Annotated in this window: 12 protein-coding genes; all 12 read left to right on the top strand. The window is 38.1% G+C overall.

Annotation, left to right across the window (positions count from 1 at the left end; genetic code table 11):
* The first annotated feature begins 21 nt into the window (after window positions 1-21).
* From lptB to rpsP, 12 genes are read left to right on the top strand one after another with little or no spacing between them, the layout of a single operon-like run.
* The gene (gene lptB / locus CH354_RS08940) at window positions 22-729 is read left to right on the top strand and encodes an LPS export ABC transporter ATP-binding protein (protein WP_100717123.1); all 708 of its coding nucleotides are present in this window, start codon (window positions 22-24) and stop codon (window positions 727-729) included.
* Window positions 730-2,151, top strand: a complete 1,422-nt coding sequence (gene rpoN / locus CH354_RS08935) for an RNA polymerase factor sigma-54 (protein ID WP_100717060.1) — start codon at window positions 730-732, stop codon at window positions 2,149-2,151.
* 3 nt (window positions 2,152-2,154) lie between these two features.
* A complete protein-coding gene (hprK, locus tag CH354_RS08930; protein WP_100726728.1) occupies window positions 2,155-3,123 on the top strand; it encodes an HPr(Ser) kinase/phosphatase in 969 nt (322 codons plus the stop codon).
* Window positions 3,098-3,373: an HPr family phosphocarrier protein gene (locus CH354_RS08925; protein WP_100717058.1), complete on the top strand. Its 276-nt coding sequence runs from the start codon at window positions 3,098-3,100 to the stop codon at window positions 3,371-3,373. The genes hprK and CH354_RS08925 overlap by 26 nt, the downstream gene beginning before the upstream one ends.
* On the top strand, window positions 3,363-5,186 hold the full coding sequence (locus CH354_RS08920; protein WP_100726729.1) for an LIC_11548 family sensor histidine kinase: 1,824 nt from the start codon (window positions 3,363-3,365) through the stop codon (window positions 5,184-5,186). The genes CH354_RS08925 and CH354_RS08920 overlap by 11 nt, the downstream gene beginning before the upstream one ends.
* Window positions 5,186-6,535, top strand: coding sequence for a sigma-54-dependent transcriptional regulator (locus CH354_RS08915; protein ID WP_100726730.1), 1,350 nt, complete (start codon window positions 5,186-5,188; stop codon window positions 6,533-6,535). The genes CH354_RS08920 and CH354_RS08915 overlap by 1 nt, the downstream gene beginning before the upstream one ends.
* 1 nt (window position 6,536) lies before the next feature.
* Window positions 6,537-7,355 (top strand): hypothetical protein, encoded by an 819-nt coding sequence (locus CH354_RS08910; protein WP_100726731.1) that lies wholly within the window; start codon window positions 6,537-6,539, stop codon window positions 7,353-7,355.
* A gap of 1 nt (window position 7,356) precedes the next feature.
* A complete protein-coding gene (priA, locus tag CH354_RS08905) occupies window positions 7,357-9,309 on the top strand; it encodes a replication restart helicase PriA (RefSeq protein ID WP_100726732.1) in 1,953 nt (650 codons plus the stop codon).
* Between the two features lie 9 nt (window positions 9,310-9,318).
* The gene (fmt, locus tag CH354_RS08900) at window positions 9,319-10,287 is read left to right on the top strand and encodes a methionyl-tRNA formyltransferase (RefSeq protein ID WP_100726733.1); all 969 of its coding nucleotides are present in this window, start codon (window positions 9,319-9,321) and stop codon (window positions 10,285-10,287) included.
* Window positions 10,284-11,303, top strand: a complete 1,020-nt coding sequence (locus tag CH354_RS08895; protein ID WP_100726734.1) for a PASTA domain-containing protein — start codon at window positions 10,284-10,286, stop codon at window positions 11,301-11,303. Before fmt ends, CH354_RS08895 begins: the two co-directional genes overlap by 4 nt.
* 1 nt (window position 11,304) lies before the next feature.
* Window positions 11,305-11,967 carry a ribulose-phosphate 3-epimerase gene (rpe, locus tag CH354_RS08890; protein ID WP_100717051.1) on the top strand — a complete coding sequence of 221 codons (663 nt, stop codon included), beginning with the start codon at window positions 11,305-11,307 and terminating at the stop codon, window positions 11,965-11,967.
* A 47-nt stretch (window positions 11,968-12,014) separates the two neighbouring features.
* Window positions 12,015-12,272, top strand: a complete 258-nt coding sequence (gene rpsP / locus CH354_RS08885) for a 30S ribosomal protein S16 (protein ID WP_100717122.1) — start codon at window positions 12,015-12,017, stop codon at window positions 12,270-12,272.
* Window positions 12,273-12,274 lie beyond the last annotated feature (2 nt).

Below are 12,274 nucleotides of genomic sequence, written 5' to 3'. Positions count from 1 at the left end.
CCAAATGTAAAAACATTTAGGATGGAGAATCTGGTAAAGATCTATAACAAACGTAAAGTTGTGGATGGAGTCAGCTTTTATATCCGAAAAGGTGAAATTGTAGGTCTTCTTGGACCCAATGGTGCCGGAAAAACGACAAGTTTTTATATGAGTGTTGGATTCGTGACTCCCGATGAAGGCCATGTATTTATCGATAATGAGGACTTAACGAAAGCACCAATGCACATTCGTGCTCGTATGGGTGTTGGTTATCTTGCCCAAGAGGCCAGTATCTTTCGTAAACTCACAGTTGCGGAAAATCTGGAAGCTATTTTGGAAACAATGAATTTACCTGGTGATGAAATTATCCGTCGTCGGGATGAACTTCTTTTGGAACTACAAATCATGCGAGTGGCAAATCAAAAAGGTTATACACTTTCTGGTGGAGAAAGGCGAAGATGTGAAATTGCGAGAGCACTAGTTACAAATCCCGACTTCATTTTGTTAGATGAACCGTTTGCGGGTGTTGACCCAATCGCAGTGAAAGATATTCAAAATGTGATACAATCTTTGAAAGAAAGAGGACTTGGGATTTTAATTACTGACCATAATGTTAGGGAAACTTTAAAGATTACAGACCGAGCTTATATCATGTATAGTGGTAGAATTTTGATATCGGGAACTGCGGATGATCTCATCAACGATCCAGAAACAAGGCGAATTTATTTAGGTGAGGATTTTAAACTTTAGATGAAACTCGGGGCTTCACTTTCACAACGCCAAACGCAAAAACTGGTGATGACCCAGGACTTACGTCAGTCCATTGAACTCTTATCTTTATCAACATTAGAATTATCAGATAAAATACAAAACGAATTATTGGAAAACCCATTACTTGATGAAGTGGGAGTTGATGAAAAATCCAAAATGCCCGAACTTTTTTCCATCGACGAAGTGAAACGGTTGGAAAAACTCAATCACGAAAAAAGTACAGATGTTAATTGGCAAGATAGTTATTCGTTAGAAGGTCCAAGAACCTATGATACAGAAGCAAGTGATCGAAACCAAAAGTACATTGAATCTTCTACTCGAGGGGAAACGTTAGAAGAACACTTACTGAACCAACTACGTCTCATCAAACTTACGAAATTAGAATTTGAAATTGGCGAAGTGCTCATCAGTATGATCGATGAAAAAGGATTCATCACAGATGATTTGTCACTGGTATCCAAAGAGATGGGGTATCCAGAAACCAAAGTTCGTAGGGTATTGCAAGTGATCAATGAATTGGACCCAATCGGAATTGGTGCCAAAGATATGCAAGAAACCCTTCTCATCCAAGGAAGGATTTTGTTTCCTGATAACATCGTTTTGCACCAGCTGATAGGGGAATTCCTTTCTGATTTAGAAAAGGTTGATTATAAAAAAATCGCAAAAAATTTAAAAATCACAGAAGAAGAAATTCTCAATTTAGCTAGATTAATTAAAAAATTAGAACCATACCCTGCGACAACTTACCAAGGTAGAAAAATTGATTATGTTGTTGCCGATGTTGTTGTGAAACAAGTGGGAAATGAATTTAATATATTTATCAATGACGAATGGTTACCAAAACTCACGATCCAAGAGGAATACAAAGAATTATTAAATCATAAACTTCCACCAAAAGAGAAGGAATACTTTCAGACAAAGTATAGTTCCGCGCAGTGGCTCATCAGGTCCATCCAACAGAGAAGGCAGACCTTACAGAGAGTTGTCAGTTGTATCATCGATTTCCAAGTTGATTTTTTTAGAGGTGGGATTGGTTTTATCAAACCTCTCACTCTCAAAGAGGTTGCTGAAAAACTGAACTTACATGAATCAACAATCTCTCGTATCACCACCAATAAATACATCCAAACCACTTGGGGAATTTTTGAATTGAAGTGGTTTTTTTCCTCTGGTGTTAAATCTGCTGAGGGTGGAAAAGAAAGTTCCAAAAAAATACATGAGATCATTCGAAATTTGGTCAAAGAAGAAGATGAAAACAATCCTCTCTCTGACCAAGACATCGTAGAACTGATGGAGAAAAAAGGTATTGAAATTGCAAGAAGGACTGTGGCAAAATACCGTAAGGTTTTACGCATCCTTCCATCCAACGAAAGAAAGCGAATCAGTTCACTCAAGGGGTAAACGATGCCAGTTCCAGGAATTACAGTGGAAACCATTCTTCGAGACCATGAAGATTTACAACTTTTACTGGTTACTGGTGAAGTTGGACTTTCGAATCGAATTAATAGTGCTGAGATCAATCGACCTGGTCTTTCCCTTACAGGTTTTTTTGATTTTTTTGCCAACGATCGTATTCAAATTTTAGGCAAAGGGGAATGGGCTTATCTCAATTCTTTGTCTAGGGAAAAACTAAACGAAATCACAGATAAGTTTTTTGAATTCCATCTCAATTGTATCATCTACACACATGGGAATGAACCACAAATTCCTTTTGTGGAAAGAGCAAAAGAAAAAGGAATTCCATTATTCAAAACAGAAATTGCCACCCATCGATTCATTACATTGATTTCGCAGATATTGGACAGAGCCCTCGCACCAAGGACCATGCGACATGGTGTCCTCATTGAAGTATTTGGGATTGGAACTTTACTGACGGGCCGGTCTGGAGTAGGTAAAAGTGAAACCGCTCTCGAACTCATTGAAAGAGGCCACCGTTTAGTTGCCGATGATATGGTTGAGATCAGGCGTCTCAGTGAAAGTTATTTGATAGGATCGTGTTCCGATTTACTCCGTCACCATATGGAAATTAGGGGACTAGGTATCCTTAACATCAAAGATCTGTTTGGTGTTGGATCGGTTAGGGATCATAAACTGATAGAACTCATCATCAATTTAAAAGAATGGGAAGAACAAACTTCTGGAGATTACGAAAGAACAGGAATTGAACAAAGTATGGAAGAAATACTAGGAGTTTCCGTTCCTTATATCGAAATCCCAGTAAAACCTGGCCGAAATATTCCTATCATTGTTGAAACAGCGGCTATGAACCAAAGGTTACGTAAGATGGGAAAAAATAGCGCAAAAGAATTTTCGAATAAACTCAATACCTATATCCAGCAGAGCACCATTGAAACAAATCCAATTAAAGATTAGAGAAGATAGTACGGGACTTCATGCAAGGCCAGCATCTTTATTCGTAAAGGTTGCCGCTAGTTTTCCTTGTGAAATTTTTGTCATGAAAGATGACATTGAAGTGAATGGGAAATCAATTATGGGCCTTATGATGCTTGCTTTAGGACCAGGAACCGTATTTTCCGTAAAGGCTGATGGAAACAAGGAAGAGGAGGCATTACAAGCTTTAGAAACTCTTGTGACTCAAAATTTTGAAACAAATGCCAAGTAAATACTTTCGTTTTTTGCCATCCCTGTCTGACGAAAATCGTTATTATTTACGTGATATTTTTATCTTTTTTTTAACATTAGCCATCTCCGTTGGTTTTTCTGAACTTGTTTTCTTCAGAGAAGAAGAAGATATATCCTTTTACTCAAAATTAGATACTTACGTCTTCATTCTCATTCCGTTTTTTATCCTATCACTCATTTTGAGTTATATCTATAGGAATCGTAGGAATCGTGAAACAGGTAAAATTCGGAGTTCCATTCGGTACAGGCTCACACTTGCCTTTTTATTTGTAGCCCTTGTGCCTTCTTTGCCTATCTTTATTTTGTCATCGAATCTGACGGGAAGGCTCATTGAAGGTTTTTATCGAGTTGATATATCGAATGCTTTACGTTCTGCAAATTTACTTGTCCACCAAGTAGAGAGGGAAAATCAAAAATCTTTTTTGGAACTAGTCTCTCGTTTTCGTTCAGGATTACTTCGTGAAAAATCGGATGGGTTTATGATTTTTCAAAATGGCATCAAAGATGGACTGATTGAAAAAAATGAATACTATTTGGGTTACCGTGAAAAAAATAAAGTTCAGTTTGAATCCAAAAATTTATTCCGTCAATTTTCTGCTCTAGAGTATACCGAATCAAGTAAAAGCGGAATCTACTTAAGTCGCTATTATGATCCAGAAAAATCTTATTTGGTGGCAAAATTTGATCTAGAAGGTGATCGAACAGTTATTATTGCAGAGAGAATCCATAAAGGGATGGAAGCGGATGTATTGAATATTATTAATGCAACATCTACATATGAAAAAGTAAGTTTGTGGAAAGAAAAAATTCCATTTAGTGTTCGCATTACGATTGCTAGTTTTTCATTCTCTATGTTTTTAATTGCAATATTGTTTTCCTTTTTATTTGCAAGGCGAATTTCCAAACCCATTATCGATTTGGCGAATGCGACAAAAAAGGTTTCTCTTGGTGAATCTGATGTTCGATTAGAAAAAACAGAAGAAGGTGAAATGGGGATTTTGATTGATAGTTTCAATCAAATGGTAAGTGATTTAAAAGCAAAGTCTGATGAACTCATGCATACACAACGGATTGCCGCTTGGAAAGAAGTGGCCCAACGTATGGCGCACGAAATCAAAAATCCACTCACTCCCATCCAACTTTCAGCTCAAAGAATCCAGCGAAAATTCCAAAATCCAAAAAAGGAAAATTTGGAATCAGTGATCTTTGATGCAACAGAGACCATCATTGGGCAGGTGCGCGTGCTCGAACATTTGGTTAAGGAGTTTAGTGAATTTGCAAGGATGCCAGTTCCTGTCCTCATCAACCAACACATCAATCCTATTTTGGAAGAAGCGGTAGCCCTTTTTCGAGATACCTCTGATATAGAATTTGAACTAAAATTAGCGGAAAATTTACCAGAGGTATTCCTCGATAAACGTTTGTTTCTTGGTGTGATCAATAATCTTATCAAAAATGCAGTGGAAGCAATATTGTCATTTGACAATTCAAAAGAAGATATGGACATTTTAGAAACAAAACGTAAAAAAATTCGTGTCATGTCAAAACTGCAAAAAAAAGCACTGAGGAAAAGTGTCATTGTTGAGATTGATGATTCTGGCCCTGGTCTCAAGGAAGAATGGAAGGAAAAAATATTTGAACCCTATTTTTCAACAAAGGAAAAACATGGATCAGGAATCGGTCTGACCATTGTCCAAAAAACAATTATCGATCACCATGGTCATATCTCGGTTGAAAACTCAAAGTTAGGTGGATGTAAGTTTCGAATTGAACTTCCCTTGGAACTTTCCTGATGCAAAAAATTATTTATATATTAGATGATGAGAAAGAAATTCGTAAGACATTACGAGTCATTTTGGAAGATGAAGATTATCTTGTTGAGGATTTTTCAAATGGCAAAATGTTAATGAAAGCTTTATCAAAGGAAAGACCTTCCTTATTGTTATTAGATGTTTGGGTTGGAAAGGAAGATGGTTTAGTCATTTTAGATGAGTGTAAAAAACTTTACCCAAGTCTTCCTGTTGTGATGATTTCTGGACATGGAACGATTGAACTGGCAGTGAATGCTACAAAAAAAGGAGCAATTGATTTTTTGGAGAAACCATTGTCCATCGAAAAAGTGATTCAAACAATCGAAACTTCGATTGAAAAAACAAAAGATTCAGAATTACCTGATTTTCAACTCGAGGTAGACCAAATTTTAGGTGAGTCTCCTTCCATCACTCGTGTTAAATTTTCTGTTTTCCAAGCAGCTGAAACCAATGCGCGTGTATTTATTTTTGGTGAAAATGGAACTGGAAAAGAATTAACTGCCAGATCAATCCATCAAAATTCGAAACGCAAAAATGAAGCTTACATTGAATTTAATTGTGCATCCTTGCCAGAAGATACAATAGAACAGGAGTTATTTGGATCTGAAAGTGTCCAAGGGGAACCAAACGAAATCAAAATCGGAAAATGGGAACTGGCACAACATGGCACACTTTTTTTGGATGAAGTATGTGATTTGAGTTTATCCCTACAGTCGAAGGTGTTAAAAGTCATTCTCGATCAAAAAATGGAAAGAGTTGGAGGGAAGGAATCTATTCCTGTAGATGTCAGGATCATAGCTGCTACTAATTCTAATGTAGAAGAAGCAATCCGTGAAGGTAAATTTCGAGAAGATTTGTATTATGCATTGAATGTGATTCCAATCGAATTACCTCCGTTACGTGAAAGAAATCAAGACATTCCCCTGCTTGCAGAATTTTATTTAAAAAAATCAATCTCGAAAAACAATTTATCCCCTAAAACAATTGATCGAGAAGGTCTCGATGCTCTTTCCTCCCATTTTTGGCCAGGCAATGTCAGAGAACTAACCAATATCATTGAGCGATTGAGTATCCTTGTTCCTGGAGATACAATCCGTGCAAAAGATGTGAAAGAGGCACTTCATGGTTTCAAAAAAGCGAATGAAATGGTGGCAAGGGGGGACTTAAAACATGCAAAAGAAGAGTTTGAACGCCAGTACATCATCAAAACTCTACAAATTTGTGAAGGAAATGTGACCCGAACTTCAAAAGCACTAGGGATCGAACGAACACATTTGTATCGAAAATTACGTTCCCTCAATATTTCTGTGGAACAATTGATAGAGGGATAATATGAACCAAAAAACGATCTTAGAAACATTCTCCGATATCTTAAAAGAAACCAAATTTCTTATTCAAAACCAATCTGTATCAGTATTTCGTTTTCAAAATGAAAAAGATCCTAATGATTATGCATTTCCTTGGAAATCCAAGGTCCCGGAATCCTTGGAAATTCAGAAAAAACAACAAAAAGAAAGCCAAAGGAAAAACAGAGAACTTATCAATTTTACTTGCACATTATGCCAAGGAAAACTAAGCGGAGTTAGGCAGTTTTTACACAAAGGACGTAAACCCATATTGGTATTACATTATTCTGGTGCAACCACTGCCAAAGAAAAACCATTCACAAAAACAAGACCCAATCAGATCTTCAAAGACAAACTAACAGAAGTCAGTTGGGATGGGATTGTGAAAAAAGTATTTGGGTTTTCATATGAAGAGTTTTATTATGAAGAGTATCCTGCCTGTACATTTTCTCATACAGATTCAAAAGATTCTGATTGGAACTCTAGATTGGAAAACTGTAAGGTTCATGTGAAAGAGACAGTTGAGGAATTTGGAATTAAAGGCATTGTAATCTTAGGATCTTCTGCTAGGTTACTTTTTGGTGCAGAAAAAGCAAAGGATCAATTGGGAAAAGTGATGGAATGGGAGTTAGGTGGGATAAAAATTCCATTACTCACAACTAGGTCACCGGAAGCACTTGTTTTCCTTGGAGAAAAAGCTAAAAAAGCAGATTCCGAAACCAATCTTTTCCAATATGGCAAAGAAAAACAAGACTTAGAAGATAGTTTTGTCTCCCATTTATCCATATTAAAACCATATTTATAAAATGATTCAATATGCGGAAATTGCTCTTAACTTATCTTGGGAAAGTAAAACCTTAACTTATGTAGTCCCAAATGAGATGACTGGTTTAAAACCAGGCATAAGAGTAGTTGTTCCACTCAATGGAAAAGAATGGGATGGTGTTGTCATCGAACTCCACCACAACGAACCAAATTACGAAACATTAACCATTCTCAAACAAATAGACACAGAACCCGTTCTTACAAAGGAACAACTAGATTTAGCCACTTGGATGGCAGACCATTATCTTTCTTCTCTTGGAGAAGCATTGTTCCTTATGGTACCAAAAGGTAAAAAGCGGAAAATTGATACGGTAAAAGATTTTACCATCCAATCGGAACGTTTACACCCGTTAAATGACGCACAAAAAATAGCATTCCAAGAGATTAAAAACAGTAAGGATTCCAACACGCATTTGTTATACGGAATTACAGGGAGTGGAAAAACAGAAGTATACCTTCATTTGATGTTGGAGATTTTGAAAGAACCAAAAGGGACAGTCATTTTCCTTGTGCCTGAAATTTCTCTTACCTATCCTACTATTTCTAGAATCGAAACTATTTTTCCAGGCCAAGTTGCCGTTTTACACTCACACTTACGTATCTCCGAAAAATTCCAAAACTATTTGGATTTAAAGGAAGGGAAAAAACGTATTTGTATTGGTACAAGATCTGCCATCTTTGCCCCCGTTTCTGACCTAAGGCTTGTCATTATGGATGAGGAACATGACGGGTCTTATAAAGAGAACGGTTCCCCTCGTTACCATGCTCGCCAAGTGGCATTACAAAGAATCCAAAAATCAGGCGGTAAACTTTTACTCGGATCTGCAACACCAAGTGTCGAATTGTATTACCTTGCCAAATCAAGGCAGATTGGCTTTTCACAATTGGAAAAACGTGCCAATCCTTTGGCAAAACTGCCAACGGTTGAGATGGCTGAAAAACAAGAAGACAAAAATCTCATCGTAGGTGATTTACAGTTTAAAATCGCAGATCGTCTGAAAAAAAAAGAACAAATCATTTTACTTTTGAATCGGCGTGGTTATAATCCCTTTATTTTTTCACCTAACACGAAAGAGTTTGTTCATTGTCCAAAATGTACTGCTACTTTATGTTACCATTCCGACCAAACCGTACGTTGCCATTTATGTGGTTATAAATCTAGTTTTCGCAATTTAAAACAAATGATGGGTGAAGATTTGGAACTTTTTGGTGCCGGGACACAAAAGTTAGAAGAGTATTTACTTTCATTATACCCACAAGCAAGGATTGAACGCCTTGATCAGGACAGTTCTAAAAACAAAGATGTAACTAGATCCGTATTAGAAAAATTGGGGGAAGGGGAACTCGATATTTTGACAGGTACCCAAATGATAGCAAAAGGCCTAGATTATGCCAATGTGACCTTGGTTGGTATCCTTAACGCCAATCATGGGTTAGGTGTCCCTGATTTTCGTAGTAGTGAACGAACGTATGCTCTTGTCTCCCAAGTTGCCGGTCGTGCCGGACGAGGGGAAAAACCGGGTGAGGTGATCATCCAATCGAACGATCCTGAACACCCTGTACTCAAAATGGCAAAGGAACAAAATTACCCTGCTTTTTTTGAATGGGAATTACAATTTAGAAAGGATTTGTTTTATCCACCTTTTTCTAGGCTTGCAAGGCTTGTATTTCGTTCCAAATACGAAGAGGTAGCAAACAAACAATCAGTGCTTTATAGCGAACTCATCAAAGATAAAAAAGATGATTCCATTATCATGTTAGGACCAAGCCAATGTCCATTTTATAAAATTGATAATAACTTCCGGTATCATATTTTACTCAAAAGCAAATCGATTTTATCACTCCGTAATTTATTAAAAGAAACGAAACAAAACTTCAAAGTGGATTCAAAATGTTATATAGAATATGATTTGGATCCTTTGGAACTTGTATAAGGAAAGGATATGAAACTCTCAATTGGGTATTTTGGTTCCCCGGAACATTCCAAAGAATTATTACGTATGATCCTCGATGCTGGGATCCAAGTAGATTATGTAGTGACCAATGTGGACAAACCTGTAGGACGAAAACAAATCGTAACACCCACACCTGTGAAAATTCTCGCCGAGGAACAAGGAATTCCCATCATCCAATCGGTTCGACTTCGCACCGATGAGGAAGCGCAAAAAAAAATCCTATCTTACCAGTCTCCCGTGCATGTGGTGTATGCTTATGGTTCGATCGTCCCTGATATAGTGTTTCTGGATCCCAAATGGGGCAGTATCAATTTACATGGAAGTCTCCTTCCTAAATACAGAGGTGCCTCTCCCGTACAAAGTGCTCTCCTCCATGGAGAAGAAGTCACTGGCTTTACCATCCAATACCTTGCGAAAGAAGTTGATTCAGGGGATATCATTTCCCAAAAGTCTTGGAAGATCCCAAAGGAAGAGACAACAGGATCTCTCTTGCGAACCATCACAAAGGTGGGTGGGGAAGAGATCATCCAACTTTTAAAAACGGTAGAATCGACTGGAGAACGTTTGAATGGAACCCCACAAAGGGAAGAGGAAGCCACACATTGCCAAAAGATCACGGCAAACCACAGGCCAGTCCTCTGGGCAAAATCGGCAAATGAAATCCACAACCAAATCAGGGCACTTTACCCAGACCCTCTGGCAACCACTGAATTCCGAGAGAAAAAGCTAATCCTTATCTCTTCTTTTTTACCTGAGGAACAAGGTGAACAGATCCCGATCCCAGAGGGAACAAAACCAGGTTCCTTTTTTCTTCACCAGAAAAAAAGGCTTTTCTGCCTCTGTGGAGACGGAAACCTGCTTGGTATAGATACCTTACAACCCGAAGGGAAAAAACCCATGAAAGGTTTTGAATTTTTTAATGGGGCGCGGGTTTTGGCCGGAGAATCATTTACGTGAAAGAAAAGTTTCTTAAAATTTTACCTTACAGTGGTTATGTTCTATTTGTTTCCTTAGGACTTTTAGTGTTTTTTGTCGCAGCATTTCTTGTGGTTGTGGTTCGTACCAAAGAAGAACAAAAGGTGATGATGCCTTATGTGATTGGGAAAAACTACATCGAAGTACATAACGAACTACAACGTTTGCAACTCAAAGTGAGATTGGAATCGGAACGAATCCCTGAAAAAACAGATGGGATCATTTTAAGCCAATCGATTGATGCGGGAAAAGAAGTAGAGGCTGGATCCAAATTGTATCTTACTGTCAACATTGGGTTTGACCGAGTGACAATCCCCGATGTCAAAGGACAAGATCTCAAACGTGCCAAGGCAATTCTCGAAAAGGTATTATCTGGCGAAGTGTATGTTCCCTTACAAATAGGTGGGATCACATATGTTCCTGCAGTGGGAGATGAACCCGCTGACACCATCATTGACCAAATTCCTGCACCGGGAAAAGAAACCCATTCCGGCGAAAAAATTTACCTGCTTGTGACAGAAACAAATCCGGAGAAAAAAACGAGCCAAAATGCAAAAGACGGTTCCGATGAATCGAAGTTAGTTGGAATTCCTGTGCCTTTTGCCGTTGATTATTTGCAGAGGAAAAAAATTCCATATCGGATTAAAGAAGCCACAAAACCTGAGTTTCGTGAAGGCCATGGACTTGTTTCTTCTTTTGAATTAAAACCAACAGGTGCCGAAATTGGAGCATTTTATCTAAAACCTTCTACTTCACTTGTCCAAGATTATGAATTTTTGGAATACGAAATTGATGATGATGATGTATATTCAGCTAAGGTAAGTTATTCGAAGCCAGGTGAAGACATAGAAATCGAAAAAGAGATCTTAACAAGCCAATCTCTCAAAGAAGATGAAAAGGTGCGTTTTGTCATCCATCGTTTTGCCAATACCAAAGTCACTCTTTTGGGAAAAGAAACGGGTGTAGCCAAAGTTTGGAAATTAAAAGGTACTTATTAAGATGAAAATATCTGCTTCGATTCTTGCAGCAAAACTCACTGGTCTTTCCCAGGAACTTCCTACTTACAAAAAAGATAGTATCGATCTCATCCATATCGATGTGATGGATGGGAATTTTGTACCACAAATTTCCTTTGGGGAAGCATTCACAAAGGAAGTGAAGTCTCACACAGACATCCCTCTAGACGTTCACCTGATGGTAAGTAACCCAGAACTCCATGTTCCTAAATACTTTGACTTAAAGCCGTATTGTATTACATTCCATATTGAAACGACCAATTTCTCAGTAAGGCTCGCAGAAGAGATCCGCAAAGCAGGGATTAAAGTGGGTGTTTCCTTAAATCCCCAAACACCACCCGAATCGATCTCTCAAATTTTGCCATATCTGGACCTTGTTCTTCTGATGACTGTTGACCCTGGTTTTTATGGGCAATCCTTTGTGAAATCGGGATTTGAAAAAATCGCTGCGGTTCGAAAACTCACAAAACCATACAATATCGAACTGGAAGTGGATGGGGGAGTGAACGAATCCAATATGGAAGAACTCGCAAAACTGGGTGTGGACATCACTGTCGTAGGCTCTGGGCTCTACAAAACGGGTGATCCGAACGCTCAGGGTAAAAAATTAAAGGAACTTGCTGCAAGTGCCAGAACTCGCTCTTGACAGAACGTCCCTATTTAAAAAACTCGCTAGAAAAGGGGTATTTTTCCTTGGTTAAATTAAGATTACAAAGAACGGGAACAAAAGCAGACCCGCACTATCGCATTGTTGCAGCAGACATTCGTGCACCACGAGATGGTAAATTCATCGAAGCGATCGGACACTTTCACCCAACTGCTTCTGCTGTTAAAAAAGCAACTTTCAACGAAGAAAAAACTCTTTCTTGGTTAAAAAAAGGCGCACAACCAACTGAGACTGTACTCGCTCTTTTGAAAAAAGACGACGTTTGGTCAAAATTCAAAGGTTAGTC

Source organism: Leptospira levettii (assembly GCF_002812085.1).
Classification (GTDB): domain Bacteria; phylum Spirochaetota; class Leptospiria; order Leptospirales; family Leptospiraceae; genus Leptospira_A; species Leptospira_A levettii.
Note: the sequence above shows the minus strand (reverse complement) of the source record. Positions and strands in the feature narration are given on the sequence as shown.